The sequence below is a fragment of the Kribbella antiqua genome, assembly GCF_004345665.1.
GTDB lineage: Bacteria > Actinomycetota > Actinomycetes > Propionibacteriales > Kribbellaceae > Kribbella > Kribbella antiqua.
The window spans coordinates 39,178-65,388 of record NZ_SLWR01000008.1 but is presented as its reverse complement, the minus strand read 5'-3'; the positions used below and the strand labels follow the sequence as shown (position 1 = coordinate 65,388).

Sequence of the window (26,211 nt, the reverse complement as noted above, 5' to 3'; positions counted from 1 at the left end):
TTGTGAGTACGCCGCGCACGCTGACGCTGCCCGACGGGGTTCACCCCGCGACCCTCGAGACCGACCGTGGTTCGTTTGCCACCTTGATGGCAGTGCCCGAGCTCGGTACGCCGCTTGGCACCGTACTGCTCGTGCCTGGGTGGACTGGCAGCAAGGAGGACTTCACTCCGCTGGTGGACCACCTGTGCCGCTACGGCTGGCGGACGGTTGCGGTGGACCAGCGTGGTCAGTACGAGACAGCGGGGCCCGCCGAGCCATCGGCGTACACGCTGGAAGAGCTGGGTGCGGACGTGGTGGCTATGAGCAAGGCGCTCGGCGGCTACAGCCAGCTGGTCGGACACTCGTTCGGTGGGCTGGTGGCGCGGGAGGCGGTGCTGACCGACCCGTCGGTGTTCTCCACGATCACGCTGCTGTGCTCGGGGCCTGGCGCGTTCACCGACGACGTGAAGCGGCAGGCGCTGCAGATGCTGGCTTTCGGGCTGGACAACCTGCCGATCGAGCAGGTGTACGACCTGAAGCTGGAGCACGACAGCAAGGCGCCTGCGTACGTGGCGCCGGCGGAGGACATCGCGGCCTTCCTGCGGAAGCGGTTCACCGGGAACGTGCCGGCGAGCCTCGCCGCGATCACCCGCCGGCTGATGGACGCGGAGGACAAGACCGAACGGCTGGCGAAGTCCGGCGTACGCACGCAGGTGGTGTACGGCGAGGCGGACGACGGCTGGCCGATCCCGGTGCAGCGCGCGATGGCCGACATGCTGGGCGTCGAGGCCCAGGTGGTGCCGGATGCCGCCCACTCCCCTGCGATCGAACAGCCTGCCGCCACGGCCCGGTTGCTGGTCGACTTCTTCCACGACGTCGACCGCTTCAACCAATTCGTCGAGTAGGCCTCAGCGGACTGGTTTGACGGCCGGCTCCACCTTCAGAAGATCGAGGCCGATCGGAGCGAGCGCGGCCTTCACTTGCTCGGTGTAGGCCAGCAGGCTGACGTCGACCGGGCCACCGTCTATCGCGGAACCACCCGCGCTCCAGATACCAAGTTCCTGACGCGACATGAGTTGTCCGACTGCCTGACTGATCCGCTCGATATCGGCCCGGCTCAGCAGGACCGGTGCCACGCACAGGTTGCCGTCGTACACCTTCTCGAACGCGGCTTTCAGCGTCGCGAGGTCACCGTGGGCGACGCCGATCATCGTGACCACGGGGGCGTTGCGTCCGTGTCCCTTCGGGTGGAACAGGACCGGCCCGAAGAGCTGATCCGCGTGAGCGTCCATGAAGGCGGTCACCGCGGCGGAGTTGACGTTGTTCGGCTTCGACACCCAGCCGCCCGTCGGTGCCGCGCACGGCAGCGGCGGCCACTCCAGTCCGACCGGAGCCGCAGGCGCCTTCTGCTCCTGGACGTCGATGCTCTGATCACCCCAGGTCCCGATCAGCGTGGCGGTGCCGGTACGCACGCCCCTCGTCATCTTGACGCCGGTCAGCTTGTCGAGGTCGACGCCCTTCAACGTCACCGCGAAGTCGGCGGCACAGGTCGGTGCGGGTTCCTTGCCCGGGAGGTAGCCGATCGATGGCGTCGGCAGCGGCGGACAGAACACAGGCGCCTTCCCTGGCGCGGCGATCACCTGACCGCTGACCTGCACTTTGTCACCGGGGCGGATGAGCAGATCATCATTCGCCTGCTCGCCTTGGGCACTCGCGGGTTGCTTGCTTTCAGCAACTGACTGCGACGTTCCGGCGAGCGGCTCCTTACCGCCATCGGGCAGGACGATGAGCGCCGCGGCGGCGATCGCGGCGACGCTGGCGGCGGCCAGGGCCGGCACCCAGCGCCGCGGGCGCCGGTGGCCGCCGAGAATATGGTCCAGGTCTGGTTCGGGCGCTGAGGGCTGGTCCGCGCGCCACCGTGCGCCGGCGCGCGTCAGCAGCTCGTCGACCTCGTCGGTCGGGTTCATTCGGTGACCTCCAGCAGCGTGCGCAGGCGGGCCCGCGCGTCGGACAGGGTGGACTTGACGGTGCCTTCGGAGCAGCCCATCACCGCGGCCGTATCGGCGATCGACAGGTCGGCGAAGTAGTAGCAGTCCACGGCAAGGCGTTGCCGGGCCGACAACGTGGCGAGCGCGTGATCGACGTCCATCCGGGCATCCAGATCCGGCCGCGACACCGGCCCGTCGTGATCGTCCAGCTCCGCGACCGGCCGCAATCGCCGTACCGACTTCCGGGCCTGGTCCGCGGTGATCGCCAGCAGCCAGGCGGACGCCGTACCGCGATCGGCGTCGTACTGACTCCGCTTCGACCACGCCCGCGCCAGCGACTCCTGGACGATGTCGTCCCGGTCCGCGCCCACCGCAAGCCGCGCCGCCAACCGCGCCATCGCCGGCAGATGAGGCCGCACCCACTCGACGAACCCGGCTCCATCCCCCGGCGGCGCCGAACTCACCACCTCATCCGTCATCGTCGGCATACCCTGTCTACCCCCGAATCCCACTCCCGGTTGGGTCCTACCCGCATTTCAACGACCCCCACCCCACCGAGTCATGCCCCACCCCACTTCGTAACCCACCCGAGAGAGTTATCCACAAATCCCCAAAACCACCCCACAACCCCTCCCCACCTAACTACGGTCAAGGAAACGACCTAGTCAGGGGGATCGATGTCACCCGGTCTGCAAGACCTCCCAGAACCAGCCGACCTACACGCCCACTTGAGCGCGACCCGCCCGCTCGACTGGGGCGACGCCATCCCGACAAAATCAGAGATCGCAGCCCAGTACGGCCCTCAAGCAACCATCCAGAGCCTGACCCTGCTCGCCCGCGCCGCATCGGTGGAGGAACGGGTCACCGACAGCATGCTTGCAGCCATGAGCGACCAGGCCACTCCATACCACCTGGCCAACAGAGTGAAGTCCCCACAGTCGCTTGCCCGGAAGTTCGTCAAGTACGCCGACTATTACCGACGCACCAAGCAGGTGCCCGAGGACGTGCTGCGCTACACAGCGGCGGTGAAGCATCCGGACGAGCTGACGCGGGCAGCAGTCAGAACCATCGATCGACTCAATCAGCAGCACTGGCAGATGGACTCCGCCCACCATTCGTACGTCGAAGGTAGCCGCTACAAAGGGCTGCACGCCTTCCTGCGGAGCTGGGGCGAACGGGTCGAGCTGCAGGTGCACTCGGCCGAGTCGATCGACGTCAAGGAACGGACGACTCCGCTTTACGAGATCGAACGCGATGTCCAGCAGGATCCCGTGGCGCGCGACGCGGCCCGCCGGGAATGTATCGCCTTGTCCGACCAGATGTCCCAGCCCGCGGGAATCGACGATCTGAAGGAACTCGGCGGGGTGGAGGTCCGTGCGATTAGCTACGGTAAGAAACGTCCGGCGCAACGCCTCGACCTGGCCGAAACCCCGACCATCGCAAGCGCCGCGCCAGAGCACATCCAGCAGCGGGTTCAGAACCGAGAGAACGGAACTTCGAGATGACGCGGTTGTTCTTGGTTAAGGATGGGGAGACCGAGCTGTGGGTGGCGGCGTTGGTGGATGAGGATGTTTGGACGTACGTCGGGAACACGGGGAAGTTCCACCGCAACGAGGGGGCTCGGCACGACTACTACTTCTTGAATGAGTTGGAGTACGTCGAGATCGGGATCGCGGAGGCTCAGCGGCTGATTCGCGCGGGCGTGGGCAAGGTGGACGAGGCGGAGTTCCCGGACTCGGTTCAGCGCTGGCAGCAAGACACCGAGCCGATGGACGCCGAGGTCGTGTTCGCCTCGATGGCCGCGGACCTCGCCTGACCCACTAGCGCCCACGTCGCCAACACCGTCCGGGTCTGACGCCTCGCACGAGCCGTGTTCAGTGCGACGGCGGCCTTGCGGAGCGATCGGCTATGAGGTCGGGGTGGGGGTGTAGAGCTGGGTTATGACGGATTCGATGGTGGGTTCGGCTACGGAGAGGTCGACCAGGGGGTAGTTGGCGGCTATCTCTGCCAGCAAGGGGGCTGCTTTGGTGGTGGTGGGGAAGGTCAGGTGCTGGCGGGGGCCGTTGACTTTGGTGACGGTGGCGCCGGGGACCTCGATGGGTGGGAGGGAGGTGGCGAGGTCTACGACCAGGGTGCGGGGGGCGGATTGGCTGGCGCGGAGGTGGGCCAGGGTGCCGTCGAAGATCTGGTGGCCGTGGTCGATGATCATGACGCGGGAGCACAGGGCCTCGATGTCGTCGAGGTCGTGGGTGGTGAGGATGATCGTCGTACGGCGTTCGGCGTTGACCTGGGCCAGGAACTCGCGCAGCCGGGCCTTGCTGATCACGTCCAGCCCGATCGTCGGCTCGTCCAGGTAGACGATCTCCGGGTCGTGCAGCAGCGCCGCCGCGATGTCGCCGCGCATCCGCTGCCCGAGTGACAGCTGCCGCACCGGTACGTCGAGCAGGTCGCCGAGGTCCAGCAGTTCCACGAACGTCGCCAGGTTCTCGCGATGCCGGGCCCGCGGTACGTCGTACATCTTCTGCAGTACGGCGAAGGAGTCCTTCAGCGGCAGGTCCCACCACAGGGTGGTGCGCTGGCCGAAGACGACGCCGATCCGCTTGGCCAGCTTGAGCCGGTTGCGCGAGGGGTCGACGCCCGCGACCCGGATCGATCCGCCGGTCGGCACCAGGATACCGGTGAGCATCTTGATCGTGGTCGACTTCCCGGCACCGTTCGGCCCGATGTAGCCGACCACCTCGCCCGGCTCGACGGTGAAGGACAGCCCGTCCACCGCGCGGACCTCGCGGCGAGTACGGCGGAACCCGGTCCGCGACGTGACGGTGAAAGCGCGGGACACGTTGGACAACTCGATGACTGCCACTGCTCAGCTCCCTGTACTGCGATAGCGACGGAGACCGCCCCGCCAGGCCAGTGACGCCAGCGCGACCATCGCGACAGCGACCGCCGGCGACAGCAGGCCGATCCAGGACGGCAACCCCAACGGCGCCGGTTTGCCCAGCACGTACAGCACTGGGTAATAGTTGACGAAGGCAAGCGGTACGACGAAGGTGACGGCCCGGACGATGTCCTTGCCGAAGACCGACAAGGGGTACTGCGTCAGCGTCTGACCGCCGTAGGTGAAGGCATTGGCCAGCTCGGCCGAATCGATCGCGACGAACTGGAACGATGCCCCGAGCACGAAGATCGCCGCGAAGATGATGCCTCCGACAACCATCGACAGCGCCAGCATGATGCCCTTGGCAACGGTCCAGTCGACCTCGAGGTGGCTGAAGGCAAACACCAGCACGACCCCGGCCTGCAGCGGGCGTCCGATCCGGCGCAGCGCGAACTGATCCGCGGCCGCCTGGACGAAGGCCGGCACCGGCCGGATCAGGTAGACGTCCATCGACCCGGTCCGGATGCGCTCGCCGACGCGCTCGATCGACCCGGTGAACAGGTCGGCGATCCCGAGTGTCATCGACGCCGTTGCGTAGAGCAACGCCATCTCCCCGAGCGAGAACCCGCCGAACGACTTGATGTGGTTGAACATGATCACGATCACGACGAAGTCCAGCACCGTGATCAGCATCGAACTACCCACCATGAACACGAACGACGCCGGATACGCGAGCGCGGACCGGATCCACATCAGCACGAGCATCCAGTACTGGCCCGGGACCTTGCGCAGCCGGTCAAAGGGTCGCTCAACCACCCTGGATCACCACCTTCAGGGTCGCGAACGACGTCGCCAGCTGACCGATCAGCAGCAGTACGACGATCCACCCGAGCTGGAACAGCAACGCCGCCCCGACCCCACCCGGATTCCGGCCGAGCCAGATGTCGATCGGCACCTGCAGCGTCGCGGCCCACGGCGTCGCCCGGGCGAAGTCGCCGATCCAGCCGGGGAACACCACCAGCGGCAGGACCGTCCCGGAGAAGAACAGCGACAGCACCAGCGCGAGATGCTCGGTGCCGCGCGAGTCGGTGATCCAGAACCCCGACAGCGCCACCAGGTACCGGAGCCCGAAGCTCACCAGGATGCCCAGCACCAGCCCGAGCGCGATCGCGAGCCAGGTCAGCGCACCCGAAGGGAACTTCAGGTCGAAGACGAACGCACCCACCAGCAGCGGCGCACCACCACGCACGATCAACTGGAACATCGCCCGCCCGAGATCGACCGACAACCACCACAGCATCAGATGCGTCGGCCGGTACAGGTCCACCGCGATCTCGCCGGACCGCACCCGCTCCCCCAACTCGACCGTGGTGGTCGCGCCGAAGATCCCGATCGGCATCAGCAGTCCCTGCTGCAACCACACGAACGTCAACGCATCCGATACGTCGTACCCGCCGAGCCCCGGCCGCTCGTGCCACAGGGTCAGATAGATCCCGCACAGGATGAACCCGAAGACCGTGTTGGTGAACGCGCCGGACGCAGTGGCGATCCGGTACGTCGAGAACCGGCGGAACGACCGTACGCCGATCGCCCAGTAGACGCCCACGACAAACCTCCTCTCCTAAAGCTAGAGGTGGTGTCCGAGACGTCCAGCGGCACGCGGAACTGCCCCGAATCCGTCAGGACCCGGGGGTTCGGACACCACTGTGACAGGCATGGGTGATCCACGCCGTTGTCAAGGAAAGGATCGGACCGTACGACGTGCAACGGTCGGGCGTCAACTCAAATAGCGAACCGGCCCGGGCGAGGACCCCTCAGACCGCGCCCGGGCCGGTGGATCAGAGCTCGGCCTCGAGCACGCGAGCCAGCAGGGTCGCGAACGGGACCGGATGGCTCGAGTACCCGACGTGGCCGCCCGGGAACGTGACGACCGGCCAGCCGAGGTGGTCGGCGATCACCTGGATCGGCCGACCGGGGAGGTATTCCGCGGAGACCAGTCCCGCCGCGGGAACGATCCGGTCCGCGACGGCCTCCAGCGCGGCCAGGTCCGGCTCGTACCGGGTGTACGGCAGCAGTTTGTGCTCGTAGAAGATCCCCGCGTTCGCCCGTATCCGGCGGAACAGCTCGAGGAACTCCGGCAGCAGGTCCTCCGGCGGCGGCAGCTCGTCCTGGTCCATGCCGGTCCCGACCCCGAACAGCAGGTCCGCGGCATCGAGGCCGTCGCGGTGGTACGTGTCGTAGACGTCCTCGAAGAACGCGCGCGCGTCCTCGGCGTCCGGCAGTACTTCGACCGCCGGCGGCTCGTGTGCGACCAGCATCCGCACGCGGTCCGGCCACCGGGTGATCAGCTCGAGGCCGGTGATCGCTCCTGAGCTGCTGCCGAACACGTACGCCGGTTCGCCGCGGCCGACCTCGGTGATCAGGGCCAGCGCGTCCTCGGCCGACTGGTCGACCCGCTCGTCGGTGGGCTCACCGTCGTACGGGCTTCTGGAGTTGCCGCGCGGGTCGTAGGCCACCACGGTGTAGTCGGCGGCGAGCTGCCCGACGATGCCGTCGAAAATCCCCGCATCCGTCCCGCCGCCCGGGATGAGCAGCAGCACCGGGCCGGATCCGGTGATCTCGTAATGCAACGTGGCCCCCGGCACAGCCAGCTTGTTCACGGTCTTCGCAGTCATGGCAGGCAACCCCTCTCAGTCACCCCCAAACTGTCCGACCTCTCGCTGTCATCCCACGCACACGCCGCTGGCATGACCCGGATAAGGGATCAGCTGGCTTCGGCGTCCGGGATGGGAGTGAGGTCGTCGAGGCCGGACCAGGGGTCGCGGGGTGGGGCGACTCGGCGGCCCTGGGGGCAGATACGGACGAAGTCGCACCACCCGCAGAGAGGGGAAGGCTCAGGTGGGAAGACGGCATCGGCTTCGGCCGGCGTGAGACCTTCATGCCAGCGCGCCTCAGCAGCGGCCGCGTCATCCGCGATGGACTCGGCGCGGCCCTGGTGCCGAGACAGCGAAGCGTCGTCGTGGTCGGCGGCCGCGACCGAATTGGTCGGAAGATGGTGCAGCTCGACGCGCGTACACGCCTTGTGCAGCACACGCCGAGCGCCCAGCACATACAACGCCATCGCCAGCGACGACCGCGCATCCGTCGAGGTCAGCGGCCGGCGACCGGTCTTGTAGTCGACGATCGCCAGCTCCGTCTCGCCACTTCCGTCCGGGGCAGGGCGCTCGTCGATCCGGTCCACCCGGCCGCGCAGGGACGCCCGCGTGGTGGTGAAGGCGACCGTACGTTCCACGCCGCGCGGTTCGTAGTACGGGTCGGAATCCCGCAAATACGTCAGCACCATGGACGTCGAGCGATCCCGCCAATCCAGCGACTGCACCTCGTCCCGGAAGCCCTCGCTCCGCCAGCTCGACCGCATCTTGGCGACGACCTCATCCGGCGTACGACGGGCAGCGGGCCAGCGACCGAAGAAGTCGGCGAGCACCTCGTGGACGACGGCACCGACGGTGTTGTGCGCCCACGGCGGACCCTTAGGCGGCCGTGGCGTCTCCAGGTAGGTGTAGCGGTACTTCCGCTTGCAATCCGCGAAGTTGAGCAGCTTCGTCGGCGTCGCGACGAACAACCTCGTCGGCATCCCCGGCAGCATGTCGTCCATCAGCCGGCCTTGATGAAGTCGGTCACCGCGTCCGCGACGAGCTGTACGGCGATCGCGCTCAGCAGCAGACCCGCGATCCGGGTGACCAGGAGTACGCCGTTCTCGCCGAGGATCCGCATGATCACACCAGAGAATCGCAGCGTCAGCCACAGCACCAGGTGGATCGCGATGATGCCGACCGCGATCGCGACTACGTCCGGGACCGCGCCGTCCGCCTGCTGCACGAAGACCATCGTGGCGACGATCGCGCCCGGCCCGGCCAGCAACGGCGTACCCAATGGGACGAAGGCGATGTTCACGTTCTTCGTCTGGACCGGATCCTCCGCGGTGTCGGTCAGCAACTGCAGCGCGATCAGCAGGAGCAGCAGACCGCCCGCGCACTGCAGCGCCGGCAGCGTGATGCCGAGGTTGTGCAGGATCTGCTGCCCGAAGGCGGCGAACACCACGATCACCCCGAACGCGACCAGCACCGCCTGCCACGCGGCCTTCTTCCGCACCGCGCGCGGCTGGCCCGCGGTGAGCGAGATGAACACCGGCACCGTGCCCGGCGGGTCCATGATCACGAACAGCGTGACGAAGACCTCGCTGAGCAACCCCAGGTTGATGACGCTGTTCACAGCAGGAAAGCCTCGGGCACCGTCGCCGCACTCGCCGCGGCGTTGCTCTTGGCAACATCCAGCAGCCGCTCGAACTGCTCCGGCTCGGTGGTGTTGACGCCCAGGTCGTGGTCGATCTTGCCGACGCCGTGGTGATCGCTGGAGCCGGTGTAGATGATGCCGAGATCCTCCGCGATGCCGCGTAACGCCGTACGGGATTCTTCGGAGTGGTCCTGGTGGTCGACCTCGATGCCGGCCAGGCCGTGCTCCTCGACCAGCTTGGCGATCGTGCCCTTGGTCATCACCCGGTAGCTCGACCGGCCCCACGGGTGGGCGATGATCGGTACGCCGCCGGCCTCGCGGACGAGATCGATCGCGCGGCTCGGCTCTATCGCGTAGTGCGACACGTGGCCCGGCTTGCCGTCGGCAAGGAAGCGGTCGAATGCCTCGCTCCGGTTGGCGACCGTTCCGTTGGCGACCAGCGCGTCGGCCACGTGCGGACGGCCGACGGACGGCGTACCGGTGGCTTGGGCCAGGACCTCATCAACGGTCAGTGGTACGTCGAGGCTGTTCAGCCGGGCGACGATCGAGGGGATCCGGTCGGTGCGGCCGTCGCGGACGATCCGCAGCTCCTCGGCGAGCGGCCCGTACGACGGATCCGGCAGGTAGCCGAGCAGATGCACGCTGATGCCGTTGAGCTTGCACGAGATCTCGAGGCCGGGGACGAATCCGATGCCGAGCTCCTCCGCGGCACGCCGTCCGTCGGCCCACCCGTCGGCCGTGTCGTGATCTGTGAGCGCGATCACGTCCAAGCCCGCCCGCTTGGCCTGCGCCAGCAGGACGTCCACCGGGTCGGTGCCGTCCGAGCGGTTCGAGTGGGTGTGCAGGTCGATGCGCACGAGCGGTCCGGGTCCCTTCGAAGGTGATCTCTCACCGCTGATGCTATCCGCGTCCACCCCCAGAACCCGGCCGGTTGTCCCCAGCCCTTCCCCACCTCGGTCGGTTTCCGGAGAAAATTTGCACCAGGCGACGATTTTCTTCCGGAAACCGCACTGTGGTTGGGTCGGGCGCGCTTATCGTGTGGTGGCATGAATGCGCACCGCGTCGACTGTGTCGGGGCTCTCGTGTACGACGACCAGCGCCGGCTGCTCGTGGTTCGCCGGGCCAACGAACCCAGTCGCGGACTGTGGTCTCTGCCCGGCGGCCGGGTCGAGCCGGGTGAGGACGATCCGACCGCGGTCGCCCGCGAGGTCGCCGAGGAAACCGGGCTCGTCGTCGAGGTCGGTGCGCTGGTCGGCGAGGTCGAACGTGAAGGCCCGAAGGGTCAGCTCTACGTGATCCGCGACTACGAAGCGCTCGCGGTCAGCGGCGAACTGAAGGCCGGTGACGACGCCAGCGACGCGAAGTTCGTCAGCCGCGACGAGTTCGACAACCTCCCAACAGCAACCCTCCTCGCCTCCACCCTCGCCCAGTGGAACGCCCTCCCCGGCTGATCGAGCTTTATGAGTGGGCCGGCACCGGGGTCGGGTGAGAGGTCTCCGCGGCGGGGCGTTCGCGGAGGAGGAGCCAGGCGTCGGCGAGGACGATGAGGCCGGTGAGGACGTGGATGCCGAGGGCGGTGGCGAGGCTGCCGCCGTGGGTGAGTACGACGATCGCGTCGGTGAAGGCGATCGGTACGGCGACAGCCATCAGGATCCCGGCGGCGCGGCGCTGGCCGAGAGCGAGCAGGACCAGGAAGTTGAGGCCGAGGACCATGTCGCGGATGCCTTTGACGGCGAAGTAGCCGGCCGCGACGCCGGTCGGCCAGGGGTCGATGCCGAAGCCGGCCGCGGCGCCGGGCCCATCGAGCACGTATTGCAGGCCGAACGAGACCGGAAACAGTCCGAGCAGGACGGTGAGGACCGTGGTGAAGCGACGCATGTGAACTCCTATTGACTAGCAGCGCTAATTTTCCTAGCGACGCTAACATTGCCGTCGCTAGATTGTCTAGCGATGCTAGGATTCAGTCATGCCAAGCCAGGGACGCCGGGAGCGGGCGCGCGAGGAGCGCCGCCGGCTGATCGTCCAGACCGCGCGTGAACTCGCCGAGGCCGAGGGCTGGGAGGCCGTCACCACCCGCCGTCTCGCCGAGAAGGTCGACTACAGCCAGCCCGTCCTCTACTCCCACTTCCCCAACATGACCGCCATCACCACCGCCGTCGCTCTCGAAGGCGTCGAGGAGCTGACGGTCGCGCTGGGTGAGGCCGAGGGGTTGCGCGAGGTCGCGGCCGCCTACCTGCGGTTCGCCGAGGAGCATCCGGCGCTGTACGAGGCGATGTTCGTACGCCGTACCGACCTGAGCTTCGGCAGCGACGAAACTCCGGCTGCGCTGATCGCGGCATTCGGGGAGATCCGGCAGGCCGTGGAACCGTTCGCCCGCGACGGCGTGGACGTCGAGACGCTCACCGAGGTCTTCTGGAGTGCGCTCCACGGCCAGGCAACCCTGAACCACACCGCCCGGCTCCGCCCCGACCACCTGCAAGCCCGAGCCGACATCCTCGTCACCCTCCTCACCACCTGACCACCGACCCCGGCGCAGCCGTGGTCGGGGTCACCACTTTGTGCACGAGATCCGTACTCCAGGCATGTCGCCGTACGGATCTCATGCACAAAGTCGCCACTCAGGAAGCGACGCCGGGCTGGGGCGTGCGCGTGGCCGATGGGGTGGTCGGCGCGGGGTGTCAGTTGTTCCAGTGGTGGATGGCGGGGGAGCCTCGTTCCCAGCCGAGGACTGAGATGGTGGCCGTGTTGAGGACGAAGTGGCGGCCTTCGGTGACGTCGAGTTCCAGCCAGCGGGCGGTCAGCCCGCGCAGGCAGTGCGAGTGGCCGAAGACGAGGACGTCGCCGGGGATAGCGGCGATGCGGGCGTTGACGCGGTCCAGGCGAGCGGCGACCTGAGCCGGGGTTTCGCCATTGGGCACCGGGTGGGACCAGACCGTCCAGCCTGGCACGGTCTTGCGGATCTCCGCGGTGGTGATGCCTTCGTAGTCCCCGTAATCCCACTCGACCAGGTCCTCGTCGACCTCGGCGTCCGGGAAGCCGGCGAGTTCCGCCGTACGACGGGCTCGCTGCCGTGGCGAGGTGAGGACGAGGTCGAAGGTCTCCGCGGCCAGCCGTTCCTTCAACGACTTGGCGATGCGTTCGCCGTCGGCGGTCAGCGGCAGGTCGGTGGTCGACGTGTGCCGGCCGGACTTGCTCCACTCGGTCTCGCCGTGCCGAACCAGAAACAGCTGGTCCTGTCGTTCGCCTGAGGTCACCGATCAATCCTCGCAGATGACACGCCAGCTCTTGACCCAACCACCCCGGACACGGCAGGGTCGAAACTGTAAGCGCTTCCACTCTGACCCCCAGGAGTGTTCCAGTGCCTTCCGGACCCACCGGCCGGCCGGCGACGATCTACGACGTCGCGGCCCACGCGAAGCTGTCGATCGCGACGGTTTCGCGTGTGCTGCAAGGGACCGGGCCGGTGTCGGAGAAGGCACGCGCGAGGGTCGACCAGGCGGCACGCGAGCTCAACTACGTACCGCTGCGCGCCGCCCGCAGCCTCGCGGTACAACGACATGAGGCGCACGGGCTCGTGCTGCCCGACCTGGCGGGCCCGTTCTACGGCGACCTGCTGATGGGGTACGAGCGCTGGGCCGGTGCACACGGCCAGAGCGTGATCATGACGGTGACGCACGGAAACCCGGATCCGGAACGGACCGTCCGCGACCTGGCCGGCCGCGTCGACGGGATCGTTGTCCACGGCAACGCCCTGGACCTGCCCACGATCCAGGGCCTGCGCAAGGCCGGGGTGCCGCTCGTCCTCATCGCCCATCCCCCGGTCACCGGCTGTGACTCGGTCCGGAGCGAGAGCGCGGCGAGCGCCGAGCAGCTCACCACACGACTGCTCGACCACGGCCGCACCAACCTCCTCTTCGTCGGCGACCCAGCCAGCTCGTACGACGTCTCAGAACGCTACGCCGGCTTCGCCAAGTCCCACGAGAGTCGCGGCCTGCAGGTGCCGAAGCCCGAGCGTGTTCCACTCACCGAGGAGGCCGGCCGAGAGGTCGCCGAAAAGGTGCTGCAGGCAACGGGTGGGAAAGCGAAGACTCCCGATGGGTTGGTGTGTGCGAACGATGAGTTGGCGCTGGCTGCGCTTGCCACGTTGTGCGCCGGTGGGGTCGACGTGCCGGACGAGATTGTGGTGACGGGGTGGGATGACGTGATGGCGGCTCGGTATGTGTCGCCTGGGTTGACTACGGTTCGGCAGCCGATGGCTGAGCTTGGGCGACTGGCCGCGCAGAGACTGCATGAGCGGGTGACCGGGGAACGCACCCGCGCGCGCAACGACGTACTGGGGACACAACTCGTGCTGCGGGACAGCTGTGGCACGGGTCCGGGGGATGCAGCAGTAATCGACTGAGGAGAACAGATGATCACCCACAGCATCCGCCGCCGGCTGGTGATCGGCAGCGCTGCAATCACCGCCACGGCCTTGGCAGTGGCCGGTTGTGGCCGGTCCGCGGAGGATTCCGGATCGGCGCCACAGGCAACGACCACGGTCAGCGAAGGTCCTGCGACCGGCAACCTGACGGTCTGGGCGATGGGCACCGAGGGCGAGAACCTGCCCAAGCTGATGGAGCAGTTCAAGCAAGCCAACCCGGGTGTGAAGGTGACCGTCACCCCGATCCCGTGGGACTCGGCGCACAACAAGTTCACCACCGCGATCACCGCGCAGACTGTGCCGGACGCCGCGATGGTCGGCACGACCTGGATGGGTGAGTTCGCCGACCTCGGCGCGCTCGACCCGACCCCACAGGGCTTCGACAACGCCGGCTTCTACCCCGGTGCGCTCGACACCACGAAGGTCGGCGACACCCAGTACGGCGTTCCCTGGTACGTCGAGACGCGGCTGGTCTACTACCGCAAGGACCTGGCGGCCAAGGCCGGGTTCAGCACACCGCCGACGGACTGGGACGGCCTGAAGGCGATGGCGAAGGCGATGAAGGAGAAGGCCGGAGCCAAGTACGGGATCAACCTGCAGCCGGGCGGTCAAGGCTCCTGGCAGACGGTGATGCCGTTCGCCTGGTCCGCCGGTGCGAACCTCACCACCGACGACCAGAAGCAGTTCACCTTCGACACGCCGGAGATGCAGGAAGGGCTGAAGTACTACCAGAGCTTCTTCACCGAGAAGTTGGCCGGCGCCGACCTGCCGCCGAACCAGACCGAGGCGCAGTTCGTGAACGGCCAGGTGCCGATGTTCATCTCCGGACCGTGGATGGCCGGGTCGGTGGCCAAGGTCGGCGGTGACGCGATCAAGCCGAACATCGGGGTGTTCGAGATCCCGAAGAACAAGACCTCGACGTCGTTCGTCGGTGGCTCCAACTTCGTCGTGTTCAAGAACTCGAAGAACAAGGACAGCGCCTGGAAGCTCGTCAAGTGGCTGTCCGACCCGAAGACGCAGGCCGCGTGGTTCAAGCTGTCGTCCGACCTGCCGTCGGTGAAGAGCGCCTGGCAGGATCCGAGCATCGCGAGTGACCCGCTGCTGCCGGTGTTCGGCAAGCAGCTCGAGTCGGCCAAGGCGCCGCCTGCGATCGTGAACTGGGAGCAGGTCGCGACCGCCTTCGACACCGAGATCGAGAAGATGGTGAAGGCGAACCAGTCCCCCGCGGACACGGCCAAGGCCATCCAAACCAAGGCATCGTCGATCGGCACTGGTAGCTGATTCGGATGTCCACTGTTACGGAGTCGCCCCGGGTGGCATCCAGTACGCCGCCACCCGGGCGCCGCCCCCGGCGACGACTCGACCATCAGACGGCGGCGGCGTGGATCTTGGTGTTGCCGTTCGCGGTGCTGTTCCTCGCGTTCACCGCCGGGCCGGTGCTCGGGTCGCTGGCGACGAGCTTCACCGACATGCGCCAGCGGGATCTGCGGACGCCGTTCGCCGTCAACGGGGTCGGGTTCGGCAACTACGTGAAGGCTTTCCAGGACGAGACGTTCCGGAAGGCGGCGTTCAATACGGCGTACTTCGTCGTCGTCGGCGTACCGCTGACACTGCTGGTCGCGCTCGCGGCCGCGGTCCTGCTCGACCGGGGTGTGAAGAAGTTCCAGAGCCTGTTCAAGGTGGCCTACTACCTCCCGGTGGTGACCTCGATCGTCGCGATCGCGGTGATCTGGCGGTTCGTGTTGTCACCGGATGCCGGCCTGCTGAACTCGGCGCTCGGCCTGGTCGGCATCGACGGTCCGAACTGGCTGGCGTCGAAGACGCTGGCGATGCCGTCGCTGATCGCGATGGCGGTCTGGCGGAACTTCGGGTCCGCGATGATCATCTTTCTGGCCGGTCTGCAGAGCATTCCGGACTCGGTCGAAGAGGCCGGTCAGATCGACGGTGCGAGCCCATGGCAACGATTCCGCTACCTGATCCTGCCGTTGCTCAGGCCAACGATCCTGTTCACCAGCGTCACCTCGGGCATCGGCTACCTGCAGTTCTTCGAGGAGCCGTTCGTGATGACGCAGGGCGGTCCGCTGAACAGCACGCTGTCGGTGTCGATGTACACCTACCAGCAGTTCGGCTTCGGCAACTACGGCCTGGCCACGTCGATGGCCTACCTGCTGTTCGTCGTGATCGCCGTGGTCACGTTCATCCAGTTCCGGTTGCTGAGGGAGAAATGATGCGCCGTACCTGGTGGATCTACCTGATCGGCGTGCTCGGCCTGATCGCCGTGGCGGCGCCGTTCGCCTGGATGGTGCTGGGCAGCTTCAAGACGCAGGGCGAACTGCTCCGCGTCCCGCCGACGTGGTGGCCGCAGCAGCCGACCACGCAGAACTACGACGACCTGTTCAACAAGGCCAACTTCCCGCGCTACTTCCTCAACTCGGCGCTCGTCGCCGTCGCGGTCACGGCCGGGAACCTGACCTTCTGCTCGATGATCGGCTACGCGCTGGCCAAGCTGCGGTTCAAGGGCCGCAACGCGCTCTTCATCCTGGTGATGGCGACGCTGATGATCCCCGGCATGGTCACGTTCGTGCCGTTGTTCGTGCTCGTCACCAACGCCGGGCTGGCGAACAGCTACCCCGGCCTGATCCTGCCGTTCCTGGTCTCGCCGTTCGGCGTGTTCCTGATGCGGCAGTTCTTCTCCGGGCTGCCGGACGATCTGATGGACGCCGGCCGGGTGGACGGCAGCAGCGAGCTGGGCATCTTCGCCCGGATCATGCTGCCGCTGACCAAACCGGCGCTCGCGACGCTCGGCATCCTGACCTTCCTCGGCTCCTGGAACAACTTCCTCTGGCCGCTGGTGATCGCCCAGACCGAGGACAAATACACCCTTCCGGTCGCCCTGGCGCTGTACTCGACCGGCCAGAACGCGCAGAACTTCGGCCTGCTGATGGCCGGCGCGGTCGTGGTCGTCATCCCCGTGCTGGTGATGTTCCTGCTCTTCCAGCGCCACGTCACCCGCGGAATCGCCATCACCGGCCTCAAATAACTCTTCTGGAGACAAGATGACCGCCAACATCAGTCGCCGCACCCTGCTCACCGCCGCCGGCACGGCCGCTGTGGCCACCTCCTTACCTGGTACGACGTACGCCGGCAGCAGCTCTGGTACGACGTACGCCGGCAGCAGCTCGACGCCGGCCCAGCTGCTCAGAGGGAACTGGGCCCCGACACGTGCCGATCGGGCGTTGGTCGGCCGGTGGGCCAGGGACACCTGGCGCAGCCTGGTCGCGATGACCGACGAGAAGACCGGGCTGCCCGCCGACAACATCGGCGAGTCCGTCACGAACCCGGTCCGCAACAAGTACACCTCCCCCACGAACATCGGCGGCTACCTGTGGAGCACGATCGTCGCCCGTGAGCTCGGCATCATCTCCCCCGGCGAGTCCCTGCGCCGGATCAGGCAGACGCTCACCACGATGAAGAACGTCGACCACCACGACCCGAGCGGCATGTACTTCAACTGGTACGACGAAGCGACCGGTGCGGTCCTGACCACCGACCCGGACGGGACGAAACCGATCACGCCGTTCGTGTCGAGCGTCGACAACGGCTGGTTCGCCTGCGCGTTGATGGTGGTCCGCAACGCCGAACCCGGCGCCCAGGCCCTCGCCGACGAGCTGCTGAACAAGATGAACTTCGCCTTCTACTACAACCCCGCGGCCCGGCCCGGCGGGCTGATGCGCGGCGGCTTCTTCGAGACCCCACCGCCGGACGAGGAGACCGACAAGGGCAACCACGCCGGCGTCGGTCCGGACGTGTACTACCGCAAGTTCCACTACGACACCTGCAACACCGAGGCCCGGATCGCCGGGTACGTCGGATTCGCGCTGAACCAGGTCCCGCACACGCAGTACTTCGCGACGTACCGCACTTTCCCGGACACCTGCGACTGGTCCTGGGTGGAGCAGAAGCCCAAGGGTGTGCACCGGACCTATCTCGGCCTCGATGTCTTCGAGGGCACCTACTCGTACCGCGGGATGCGGCTCGTGCCGTCGTGGGGCGGCGACATGTTCGAGTCGCTGATGCCCGACCTGTTCGTCCCGGAGGCGACCTGGGCGCCGCGCAGCTGGGGCATCAACCACCCGCTGACCGTCCGCGCACACATCGAGCACGGCCTGGACGACGCCAAGTACGGCTACTGGGGCTTCTCCCCCGCCTCGAACCCCAAGGGCGGCTATTCCGTGTACGGCGTCGACGCGATCGGGATGGACCCGGGCGGCTATCCCTCCGACCTGGAGGCGACGAACTACGACGCCGGCTTCGAGGGCTGCCGGGAGGGCACCAACCCCAACCCGACGTACGGCGACGGTGTCGTCACCCCGCACGCGGCGTTCCTCGCGATGGCCTACGCGCCTCAGCAGGCGATCGACAACCTGAGCAAGATCGAGACGAACCTGCACGCGTACGGCGGTGGTGGCTTCTACGACTCGGTCGCGGTGAAGTCCGGCTTGATCGCCAGGCGCTACCTGTCCCTCGACCAGGCGATGGTGATGGGTGCCATCGGCAACGTCTTCGCCAGCAACCTGATCCGGCGGAACTTCGCCAGCCGGACGGTCGAGCAGCGGATCCGGCCGCTGATCGCGATGGAACAGTTCGAGTCCGGCCTCGAGTAACCACACAGGAGATCTCTTGATGCAGCACCACGCCAAGACCGACTGGGATGAGCGCATCGCGAGGCGCAGCGACGAGGAGCGTGAGTTCGCCTTCCCCGACCTCGATCCACCCAAGGAGGTCAGGGCGGTCGGCGGCGTCGGCCAGGTGACGATCGACTGGACACCGGTCGACGGAGCGGTCGGCTACCTGATCCTCCGCGCGACCGGCGAGCACGGCAAGCTCGAGCCCGTCGATCACCACAGCGGTGACGTCCTGTCGGTGCCGTCTCCGCCGTACGTCGATACCACCTGCACACCCGGCACGCCGTACCGGTACGCCGTCGCGAGCGTGCCGGAGGTGACGGTCGCCGGCCGGGCCAGTGTCACCGTCGGCGCCGTACCGTTGGTTGCCGACGGCTCCCTTCCCGAGGTCACGGTGACCGTCGATACGGTTGCCGAAGGCATCGAGCTGGCGAAGCCGTGGGTGCCGATGATCGGCAGCGAGCGGCTCAGTCAGTTGCTCTGCAAGGATCTGTCCGGCGACCACGAGATCGGTGTGGAGCTCGAGCAGGCGCTTCGCCGGATGCATGACGAGATCGGCGTACGCACGGTCCGGGCGCACGCGATCTTCCACGACGACACCCGCGTCTACACCGAGGTCGACGGCGAACCGTCGTACGACTTCTCCGTAGTGGACGCGATCTACGACAAGGTGCTCGCGATCGGGTTGCGGCCGGTGGTCGAGCTCGGGTTCATGCCGCGCGACCTGGCCAGCGACCCGGCCAGGACCGTGTTCGCGTACGGCGCGATCATCTCCCCGCCGAAGTCGTACGAACGCTGGTACGAACTGGTCCGGGAACTGGTCCAGCACCTGGTCGAGCGATACGGCCTCGACGAGGTGCTCACCTGGGACTTCGAGGTCTGGAACGAAGCCAACCTCGAGGTCTTCTGGTCCGGCACCAAGACCGAGTACCTCCACCTGTACGACGCGACCGCGGCAGCCGTGAAGTCGGTCGATCCACGCCTCGCGATCGGCGGGCCGTCGTCGGCCGCGGCCGGGTGGGTCGACGACCTACTCGCACACGCGGCGGCTCAGGGGACGCCCGTGGACTTCGTGTCGACCCACACTTATGGCAGCCCGCCGCTCGACGTACAGGCCTCACTGGATCGGCACGGGTTCAGTGACGCGCGGATCCTGTGGACCGAGTGGGGTGTCACGCCGACGCACTTCAATCCAATCAACGACTCGGTGTTCGCCGGGGTGTTCCTGCTGCGCGGTATGCGATCGGCGGCCGGAAGGGTGGACGCGCTGGCTTACTGGGTGGCGTCGGACCACTTCGAGGAACTGGGCCGGCCACCGCGGTTCCTGCACGGTGGCTTCGGGCTGCAAACCGTTGGTGGACTGGCGAAACCGCGCTATCACGCAATGTCGCTGCTGAGCCGGCTCGGCCCGGTCGAGCTGCCGGTGACGCTGAGCGGTGACGGCGGCGGGAGCTTGGTGGAGGCGTGGGCGTCTCGCGATCGCGACCGGATCGCCGTACTGCTGTGGAATCTCACCCTCGACCAGACCAAGGCCCGCGGGGCACCAGAACTGACCAGGACGGTCCACGTCGAGCTGCCCGGCGTGGATCCGTCCTGGCAGGCGACAGCGACCACGCTGGCGATCGGCGTCGGTGACCTCGCGACGGCCGCGCACGGCCTCGACGATTGGCCGGGTCACGAAGAACTCGCCGAGCTGGCCGAGCGGAGCAAGCTGGTCAGTACTCCGGTGGAGTGGAACGGATCAGGCGTCGACCTGACCCTGCCGATGCCGTCGGCGGTACTTCTGGAAATTGAGGCTCCCCGTCGAGGTTGACCGCCTCCTGGATCCACCGCTCGACCCCAGCAATATGCACCGTTGCCCAGGCCCTGGCCACCTCGGGCTCGCGCCCTTCGATCGCATCGAGGATCGCGCGATGCTCGGCCAGCGTCCGGGCGACGGCGTCGGTCTGGGTCAGGCCGCGCCAGATCCGGGCCCGGTAGGTCGGCTGGCGCAGGCTGTCGATGATCGAGGCCAGCGCGCGGTTCCCGCTGCCGACCGCGAGCAGCCGGTGGAACTCAACGTCACTGGCGAGCAGGTCTTCCACGGACGGCTCGGGGCCGAGGTCGTCCAGGAGTTTGCGCAGGGCGGCGATGTCCGCGTCCGGCATCCGTAGCGCCGCCCGGGCGGCGGCGGCCGGCTCCAGGATCCGGCGTACCTCGAAGAACTCCAGCACCGACGCGTCCTGGTGCAGGTCGAGGACGAAGCCCATCGTCTCCATCAGCAGCGCCGGGTCGAGGCTGGTGACGAACGTGCCGTCGCCCTGCCGGACCTCGAGCACCCGGATCAGCGCGAGCGCCTTGACCGCTTCGCGGAGCGAGCTGCGGGACAGGCCGAGGCGCGCGGCCAGGTCGGGCTCACGCGGCAACCGGTCGCCGGGCCGCAGCTCGCCCGACACGATCATCGCCTTGATCCGGTCGATCGCCTCGTCGGTGACCCGCACCTCCACCTCCTCACTCACGCCGGGATGACAACTCGTGCCATGAACAGCACAAACATCCGATGTCAGGGTCAGACACATCGGATGTCTGGCCCATTTTCCACCGCTTGAAGGCAGCTTTCGTCCCTGAATTAAGGACACGAACTGTTGACTCATGTCAAGAGGACGACATATAGATCGGATGAATCGCATTTTCTCCCCTGGACCTGGAGGTCGAGATGTTCGGAACACCAGCGCGGGCGCGCCGCTGGGCCACCGCTGCAGTGTCAGCGCTGGCTCTTGCGGCCGTGGCCGCCTGTGGGGGCGGTAATGACGGCAGCAGCGGCAGCTCCGGTTCGGCCGACAAGGCCGATCTGACCTGGCAGTTCTGGGTCGGTGGCACCGAGGACCAGGCCGCCTGGCAGAAGGTGGCCGACCAGGCCCACGCCGATCATTCCGGGATCACGGTCAAGCTCCAGGGCACCGACTGGAACAACTACTGGTCCAAGATCGGCACCCTGCTGGCCAGCGGGAAAGCCCCTTGCATCATCGGCATGCAGAGCCTGCGGCTGGCGTCGTACGCGAACGCCATGCTCCCGCTCGACGACCTGATGGCGAAGTACGGCCTGAAGGCCGAGGACTTCGACAAGCCGATCATGGACGGCCTGAAGGCCGACGGGAAGCAGATCGCGATCCCCTACGACTCCGGTCCGATGGTGATCTTCTACAACAAGGACGCGTTCAAGGCCGCCGGCGTACCCGACCCGAAGCCGGGCTGGACGATGGACGAGTTCAAGGCCGCGGCGAAGAAGCTCACCACCGGCGGAAAGACCGGCCTGGTGACGACGCCCGGCGACCTGGGCGTGATGTCCTGGGTCCGGACCCAGACCGGCGCGGAACCACTTGCCGACGGCAAGCTCAACTTCACCGACCCGAAGTTCGAGCAGGGGTTCGCGGGGTACGCCGACTTCGTCCGCACCGACAAGATCGCGCCGCAGGTGCCGTCGGGTAACACCGACTTCGAGACCACACAGTTCGTCTCGGGCAAGGCGGCGATGTCGCTGAACGGGCCGTGGTCGCTGATCGACACCATGGGCAAGGTCAAGTTCAACCTCGGCATCGCGCCGATCCCGGCCGGTCCGGACGGCTCCAAGACCTACACGGCCGGCTCCGGCTTCGGCATCTCCCGGTCCTGCAAGACGCCGGACGCGGCCTTCCAGGCGATCATGTCGATGACCAGTGACAAACCGCTGACCACGCTGGCCGCGGCCGGCCGCGCGTACCCGGCACGGACCGCCGCGCACCCGGCCTGGTTCACCGCCGCGAAGATCCCGGAAGCCAAAGAGGTGATCGACTACGCCTCCGAGAACTCGATCGCGCTGGTCACGTCGAAGAACTGGGTCCAGGTCGCCGACCTGCTCACCCGGTTCGGCACCCAGGCGCTGAACGGCGAGATCCCGCCCGATCAAGCGCTGAAGACCATCCAGGACCAGGCAGGCGCTGGCTCCTAATGGCAACGGATACCACGACCGTTGCTCCGCCTGGACGAACTGTCCGGGCGGGGCGGCGGCCCGCGCTGCGAAGGGACGGCCGGTACGCCGGGGTCTTCCTGGCGCCGAGCCTGGGCGGGCTGGCTCTGTTCACACTGTTCCCGACCGCGATGGCGCTGGCCATCAGCCTGTTCGACTGGCCGGTGTTCGGCGAACGCAAGTTCCTCGGCATCGAGAACTACAGCCACCTGCTGCACGATCCGGTGTTCCGGCGGGTGGTGCTGAACACCGCACTGTTCGTGGTGCTGTACGTACCGCTGAACGTGGTGGTGTCGCTCGGGCTCGCGGTCTGGCTTGGGCCGAAGATCAAGGGCCGGCAGGCGTTCCGGGTGCTGTTCTTCATCCCGGTGATGACGCCGATGGTGGCCAACGTGATGGTCTGGCGGCTGCTGTTCCAGCCGGGCGGTCTGCTGGACGCCGGGTTGCAGAGCTGGTTCGGCGTCGACGCACCGAACTTCCTCGGCTCGTCGGACTGGGCCATGCCGGCGATTGTGGCGATGTCGATCTGGCAGGGCTTCGGTTACAACTTCCTGGTCTTCTCCGCCGCGCTCGACCAGGTGCCGCAGTCCCAGCTGGAGTCGGCGCAGATCGACGGGGCCGGAGTCTTCCAGCGGTTCCGGTACGTGACCTGGCCGATGATCACGCCGTCCATCTTCTTCGCCACCACGATGACGCTGATCACGTCCTTCCAGGTGTTCGCCCAGCCGTTCATCCTGACCCAGGGCGGTCCGGGCGTCTCCACCCAGACACTCGTCATGTTCGTCTACAACCAGGGCTGGCAGTTCCTCAGCATGGGACTCGCGTCGGCCGCCGGCTGGATCCTGTTCGTGATCATCATGGGCATCACCGCGATCCAGTTCATCGGGCAGAAGCGGTGGGTGACTTATGACGTCTGACACCAACAGCGCCGGCCGCAAGGTCCGCAGCGGGTTCTCGCACTTCTTCCTGGTGATCGTGGCGATCTTCTTCATGGGCCCGCTGGTGTACGCGCTGTCCACGTCGCTGAAGCCGGCCGACGAGGTGTTCACCCCGACGCCGCACCTGTTCGGCTCGGAGATCCGCTGGCAGAACTACGCCGACGCGTTCACCTTCGCGCCGTTCGACCGGTACTTCCTGAACAGCCTGTTCGTCGCCGTCGCCGGTACGGCGGTCGTGGTCGTCGCCTCGAGTATGTCGGCGTACGCGTTCGCCCGGTTGCGATTCAGGGGCCGTGAGCAACTGTTCGTGCTGTTCCTGGGCACGCTGATGGTGCCGCAGGAAGTACTGATCGTGCCGATGTACTGGCTGATGCAATCGCTCGGCTGGGTGGACTCCTACTGGGCGCTGATCCTGCCGTGGGCGTTCACCGCCTTCGGCACCTTCCTGCTGCGGCAGTTCTTCCTCACCGTCCCGGCCGAGCTGGAAGAGGCGGCCCGGGTCGACGGGTGCGGGCCGTTCGGCTCGTTCCTGCGGATCATGCTGCCGCTGGCCCGGCCGGCCATCGCCGTACTGACCGTGTTCACCTTCATCAGTTTCTGGGGCAGCTTCCTGTGGCCGCTGATCATCATCAACAGCGTCGAGGACAAGGGCACCGTGCCGCTCGGGCTGGCGCAGTTCATCGGCCAGCAGGGCACCCAGTGGAACCTGATGATGGCAGCGTCGGTGATGGCGATGCTGCCGACCGTCCTGCTCGTGATCCTGCTGCAGAAACACCTTGTCCGCGGCCTGCTCGTCACCGGGCTCGGTGGCCGATGAATTCTCTAGCTCAAGGAGTGTTGTGATGACCGACGCGCCTCCCCCAAATAAAGCAAGCACAGCCTCTGTCGAGAAGTTCCGCGACTGGCGGTTCGGGCTCTTCATCCACTGGGGGCTGTACTCGCTGCCGGCCCGGCATGAATGGGTGAAGAACCGCGAGCGGCTGACCGACGAGGACTACCAGCCGTACTTCGACCACTTCGAGCCCGACCTCTACGACCCGCGCAAGTGGGCCAAGGCGGCCCGCGAGGCTGGCATGCGGTACGCCGTACTGACGACCAAGCACCACGAAGGCTTCTGCCTCTGGGACTCGTCGGTGTCGGACTACACGGTCGCGAAGACGCCGTGGGGCAAGGACCTGGTCGGCCCGTTCGTCGAGGCCTGCCGGGCCGAAGGGCTCGGGGTCGGGTTCTACCACTCGCTGATCGACTGGCACCACCCGGAGTTCCCGATCGACGTCGTACACCCGCAGCGGTACGACGAGGAGGCGCAGGCCAAGGCGGCCGGGCGGGACGTCCAGGTGTACGCCGATTACCTGCACGCGCAGACGCGGGAGCTGCTGACGCGGTACGGGCCGATCGACATCATGTGGTTCGACTTCTCCTACCCGAACCGGCTGCGCGAGGACGGTCTGCCCGGACCGGGCAACGGCAAGGGCAAGGACGAGTGGCGGTCCGAGGAACTGATGGCGATGTGCCGGGAGCTACAGCCGGACATCCTGATCAACGACCGGCTCGACATCCCCGGTGACTTCGTGACGCCGGAGCAGTACCAGCCGGACGGCCCGATGATGCGCGACGGGCAGCCGGTGCTGTGGGAGGCCTGCCAGACGTTGAACGGCAGCTGGGGCTACGACCGGGACAACCTGGACTGGAAGTCACCGGAAATGCTGGTCAAGATGCTGGTCGACTCGGTCTCCAAGGACGGCAACCTGCTGCTGAACGTCGGCCCGACGGGCCGGGGCGAGTTCGACCCGCGCGCCCTGGACACGCTGGCGACGATCGGCGAGTGGATGCGGCTGCACGAGCGGTCGATCCGTGGCGCCCGGCCGTCGGAGTACACCGCGCCGGTCGACTGCCGTTTCACCCAGAAGGGTGACCGCCTGTACCTGCACTTCTTCTCCTGGCCGATGGGTCACATCCACCTGCCCGGCCTGGCCGGCAAGGTGAAGTACGCCCAGCTGCTGAACGACGCCTCCGAGATCAAGCGGATCGTCAACGACCCTGAGCAGACCGCACAGAACACCCGGATGGGCGGCGTGTCCGCGGACATCCTGACGCTGGACCTCCCGACCCAGAAACCGGACGCCGTGGTCCCGGTGATCGAGCTGTTCCTCTAAACGTTTGGTCCGCGGTTGGCGAGCGGCTCGCCCGGGGTACCCCTCCCCCGGCCGGGCCGCTCGTCTGTTCCCGTTTGATGGGTTCACCAACGCCGTTGTGGGTTCCCCGCCCGCATCCGGGGGGCGAACCCACAATTTGGTAGGTGTACCCATCAAATGCGGGTGGGGTGGGCGCGGTCGACTTGGTGGGTGCACCCCATCAAATGCGGGTGGGGTGGTCGCGGTCGGCTTGGTGGGTCCACCCATGCCGTTGTGGGTTCCCCGCCCGGATACGAGCGGGGAACCCGCCATTTGGCGGGTGAACCCATCAAATGGCGGGTGGGTCAGTCGCGGTCGATGGGGGTGGGGCGGGCGGGTTGTTCGCCGCCGCGGGCCTCGAGGTAGGCGTTCTTCGGGACCATCACCTTGCGGCGGAAGAGGCAGACGACGGTGCCGTCCTGCTTGTAGCCCTTGGTCTCGACGTAGACGACGCCCCGGTCGTCCTTGGACTTCGACTCCCACTTGTCCAGTACGACGGTCTCGCCGTAGATGGTGTCGCCGTGGAACGTCGGGGCTACGTGCCGGAGCGACTCGATCTCGAGATTCGCGATCGCCTTGCCGCTCACGTCCGGCACCGACATGCCGAGCAGGATCGAGTAGATGTAGTTGCCGACCACAACGTTCTTGCCGAACTGGGTGGTCTCCACCGCGTAGTTCGCGTCCAGGTGCAGCGGGTGGTGGTTCATGGTGAGCAGGCAGAACAGGTGGTCGTCGTACTCGGTCACCGTCTTGCCCGGCCAGTGCTTGTAGACCGCCCCGACCTCGAACTCCTCGTAACTACGCCCGAACTGCATCTTTCGGCTCCTTATCCGGGGTTGGTCACCCCATGCTGCCGAATCCGGGCGCG

At 67.0% G+C, this 26,211-nt stretch carries 27 protein-coding genes and 1 pseudogene; 15 read left to right on the top strand and 13 right to left on the bottom strand.

Annotation, left to right across the window (positions count from 1 at the left end):
• Nucleotides 1-2 precede the first annotated feature (2 nt).
• Nucleotides 3-884, top strand: coding sequence for an alpha/beta fold hydrolase (locus EV646_RS22625; protein ID WP_132151730.1), 882 nt, complete (start codon nt 3-5; stop codon nt 882-884).
• A gap of 3 nt (nt 885-887) precedes the next feature.
• Here the strand turns inward: EV646_RS22625 and EV646_RS22620 are convergent, their stop codons facing one another.
• Both EV646_RS22620 and EV646_RS22615 read right to left on the bottom strand, forming a co-directional pair.
• Nucleotides 888-1,946 (bottom strand): hypothetical protein, encoded by a 1,059-nt coding sequence (locus EV646_RS22620; RefSeq protein ID WP_132151728.1) that lies wholly within the window; start codon nt 1,944-1,946, stop codon nt 888-890.
• Nucleotides 1,943-2,446: an RNA polymerase sigma factor gene (locus EV646_RS22615; protein WP_241996258.1), complete on the bottom strand. Its 504-nt coding sequence runs from the start codon at nt 2,444-2,446 to the stop codon at nt 1,943-1,945. Before EV646_RS22615 ends, EV646_RS22620 begins: the two co-directional genes overlap by 4 nt.
• A gap of 249 nt (nt 2,447-2,695) precedes the next feature.
• Here EV646_RS22615 and EV646_RS22610 point away from each other — a divergent pair, with 249 nt between their 5' ends.
• Together EV646_RS22610 and EV646_RS22605 are read left to right on the top strand one after the other, a co-directional pair.
• Complete coding sequence (locus tag EV646_RS22610) at nt 2,696-3,472, top strand: hypothetical protein (RefSeq protein WP_132151724.1); 777 nt, start codon at nt 2,696-2,698, stop codon at nt 3,470-3,472.
• Nucleotides 3,469-3,783 (top strand): hypothetical protein, encoded by a 315-nt coding sequence (locus EV646_RS22605; protein WP_132151722.1) that lies wholly within the window; start codon nt 3,469-3,471, stop codon nt 3,781-3,783. The genes EV646_RS22610 and EV646_RS22605 overlap by 4 nt, the downstream gene beginning before the upstream one ends.
• A 90-nt stretch (nt 3,784-3,873) precedes the next feature.
• Here EV646_RS22605 and EV646_RS22600 read toward each other — a convergent pair.
• The 7 genes and pseudogenes from EV646_RS22600 to EV646_RS22570 all read right to left on the bottom strand — a co-directional run.
• A pseudogene (locus tag EV646_RS22600) lies at nt 3,874-4,743 on the bottom strand (ABC transporter ATP-binding protein); the annotation flags it as partial.
• Nucleotides 4,744-4,833: 90 nt separating this feature from the next.
• Entirely contained in the window at nt 4,834-5,661 is an 828-nt protein-coding gene (locus EV646_RS22595; protein WP_241996257.1) for an ABC transporter permease, read from the bottom strand.
• The gene (locus EV646_RS22590; RefSeq protein ID WP_132151718.1) at nt 5,654-6,451 is read right to left on the bottom strand and encodes an ABC transporter permease; all 798 of its coding nucleotides are present in this window, start codon (nt 6,449-6,451) and stop codon (nt 5,654-5,656) included. The genes EV646_RS22595 and EV646_RS22590 overlap by 8 nt, the downstream gene beginning before the upstream one ends.
• A gap of 232 nt (nt 6,452-6,683) precedes the next feature.
• The gene (locus tag EV646_RS22585; protein WP_132151716.1) at nt 6,684-7,520 is read right to left on the bottom strand and encodes an alpha/beta fold hydrolase; all 837 of its coding nucleotides are present in this window, start codon (nt 7,518-7,520) and stop codon (nt 6,684-6,686) included.
• Nucleotides 7,521-7,609: 89 nt separating this feature from the next.
• Entirely contained in the window at nt 7,610-8,500 is an 891-nt protein-coding gene (locus EV646_RS22580; RefSeq protein WP_132151714.1) for a RecB family exonuclease, read from the bottom strand.
• Nucleotides 8,500-9,117, bottom strand: a complete 618-nt coding sequence (locus EV646_RS22575; protein WP_132151712.1) for a MarC family protein — start codon at nt 9,115-9,117, stop codon at nt 8,500-8,502. Before EV646_RS22575 ends, EV646_RS22580 begins: the two co-directional genes overlap by 1 nt.
• Nucleotides 9,114-9,995 (bottom strand): PHP domain-containing protein, encoded by an 882-nt coding sequence (locus EV646_RS22570; RefSeq protein WP_132151710.1) that lies wholly within the window; start codon nt 9,993-9,995, stop codon nt 9,114-9,116. The genes EV646_RS22575 and EV646_RS22570 overlap by 4 nt, the downstream gene beginning before the upstream one ends.
• A 189-nt stretch (nt 9,996-10,184) precedes the next feature.
• On the opposite strand from EV646_RS22570, the gene EV646_RS22565 reads away from it, so the two are divergent.
• Nucleotides 10,185-10,589, top strand: a complete 405-nt coding sequence (locus EV646_RS22565) for an NUDIX hydrolase (RefSeq protein ID WP_132151708.1) — start codon at nt 10,185-10,187, stop codon at nt 10,587-10,589.
• 7 nt (nt 10,590-10,596) lie between these two features.
• Here the strand turns inward: EV646_RS22565 and EV646_RS22560 are convergent, their stop codons facing one another.
• Nucleotides 10,597-11,016, bottom strand: a complete 420-nt coding sequence (locus EV646_RS22560) for a DUF4267 domain-containing protein (protein WP_132151706.1) — start codon at nt 11,014-11,016, stop codon at nt 10,597-10,599.
• 88 nt (nt 11,017-11,104) lie between these two features.
• Between EV646_RS22560 and EV646_RS22555 the strand changes: the two genes are divergently transcribed.
• On the top strand, nt 11,105-11,656 hold the full coding sequence (locus EV646_RS22555) for a TetR/AcrR family transcriptional regulator (protein ID WP_132151704.1): 552 nt from the start codon (nt 11,105-11,107) through the stop codon (nt 11,654-11,656).
• Between the two features lie 160 nt (nt 11,657-11,816).
• Here EV646_RS22555 and EV646_RS22550 read toward each other — a convergent pair whose 3' ends face one another.
• Nucleotides 11,817-12,392, bottom strand: coding sequence for a histidine phosphatase family protein (locus tag EV646_RS22550; protein ID WP_132151702.1), 576 nt, complete (start codon nt 12,390-12,392; stop codon nt 11,817-11,819).
• Between the two features lie 104 nt (nt 12,393-12,496).
• Between EV646_RS22550 and EV646_RS22545 the strand changes: the two genes are divergently transcribed.
• From EV646_RS22545 to EV646_RS22520, 6 genes are read left to right on the top strand one after another with little or no spacing between them, the layout of a single operon-like run.
• Nucleotides 12,497-13,540: a LacI family DNA-binding transcriptional regulator gene (locus tag EV646_RS22545; protein ID WP_132151700.1), complete on the top strand. Its 1,044-nt coding sequence runs from the start codon at nt 12,497-12,499 to the stop codon at nt 13,538-13,540.
• A gap of 9 nt (nt 13,541-13,549) precedes the next feature.
• On the top strand, nt 13,550-14,842 hold the full coding sequence (locus EV646_RS22540; RefSeq protein WP_132151698.1) for a sugar ABC transporter substrate-binding protein: 1,293 nt from the start codon (nt 13,550-13,552) through the stop codon (nt 14,840-14,842).
• A gap of 5 nt (nt 14,843-14,847) precedes the next feature.
• Nucleotides 14,848-15,789, top strand: coding sequence for a carbohydrate ABC transporter permease (locus EV646_RS22535; RefSeq protein ID WP_132151696.1), 942 nt, complete (start codon nt 14,848-14,850; stop codon nt 15,787-15,789).
• Nucleotides 15,786-16,601, top strand: coding sequence for a carbohydrate ABC transporter permease (locus tag EV646_RS22530; RefSeq protein WP_241996256.1), 816 nt, complete (start codon nt 15,786-15,788; stop codon nt 16,599-16,601). Before EV646_RS22535 ends, EV646_RS22530 begins: the two co-directional genes overlap by 4 nt.
• 16 nt (nt 16,602-16,617) lie before the next feature.
• Complete coding sequence (locus tag EV646_RS22525; RefSeq protein WP_132151694.1) at nt 16,618-18,225, top strand: glucoamylase family protein; 1,608 nt, start codon at nt 16,618-16,620, stop codon at nt 18,223-18,225.
• A 19-nt stretch (nt 18,226-18,244) separates the two neighbouring features.
• Complete coding sequence (locus EV646_RS22520; protein ID WP_132151692.1) at nt 18,245-20,059, top strand: GH39 family glycosyl hydrolase; 1,815 nt, start codon at nt 18,245-18,247, stop codon at nt 20,057-20,059.
• Here the strand turns inward: EV646_RS22520 and EV646_RS22515 are convergent.
• Nucleotides 19,962-20,744 (bottom strand): FadR/GntR family transcriptional regulator, encoded by a 783-nt coding sequence (locus EV646_RS22515; RefSeq protein WP_241996255.1) that lies wholly within the window; start codon nt 20,742-20,744, stop codon nt 19,962-19,964. The genes EV646_RS22520 and EV646_RS22515 overlap by 98 nt on opposite strands.
• Before the next feature lie 197 nt (nt 20,745-20,941).
• Here EV646_RS22515 and EV646_RS22510 point away from each other — a divergent pair, with 197 nt between their 5' ends.
• The 4 genes from EV646_RS22510 to EV646_RS22495 are packed head-to-tail and all read left to right on the top strand — an operon-like array spanning nt 20,942 to nt 25,325.
• Nucleotides 20,942-22,213 carry an ABC transporter substrate-binding protein gene (locus tag EV646_RS22510; protein ID WP_132151690.1) on the top strand — a complete coding sequence of 424 codons (1,272 nt, stop codon included), beginning with the start codon at nt 20,942-20,944 and terminating at the stop codon, nt 22,211-22,213.
• On the top strand, nt 22,213-23,148 hold the full coding sequence (locus EV646_RS22505) for a carbohydrate ABC transporter permease (protein ID WP_132151688.1): 936 nt from the start codon (nt 22,213-22,215) through the stop codon (nt 23,146-23,148). Before EV646_RS22510 ends, EV646_RS22505 begins: the two co-directional genes overlap by 1 nt.
• Complete coding sequence (locus EV646_RS22500; protein WP_132151686.1) at nt 23,138-23,986, top strand: carbohydrate ABC transporter permease; 849 nt, start codon at nt 23,138-23,140, stop codon at nt 23,984-23,986. The genes EV646_RS22505 and EV646_RS22500 overlap by 11 nt, the downstream gene beginning before the upstream one ends.
• 25 nt (nt 23,987-24,011) lie before the next feature.
• A complete protein-coding gene (locus EV646_RS22495) occupies nt 24,012-25,325 on the top strand; it encodes an alpha-L-fucosidase (protein WP_132151684.1) in 1,314 nt (437 codons plus the stop codon).
• Nucleotides 25,326-25,648: 323 nt separating this feature from the next.
• Here EV646_RS22495 and EV646_RS22490 read toward each other — a convergent pair whose 3' ends face one another.
• Nucleotides 25,649-26,158 carry a MaoC family dehydratase gene (locus EV646_RS22490; RefSeq protein ID WP_132151682.1) on the bottom strand — a complete coding sequence of 170 codons (510 nt, stop codon included), beginning with the start codon at nt 26,156-26,158 and terminating at the stop codon, nt 25,649-25,651.
• Between the last annotated feature and the right edge of the window lie 53 nt (nt 26,159-26,211).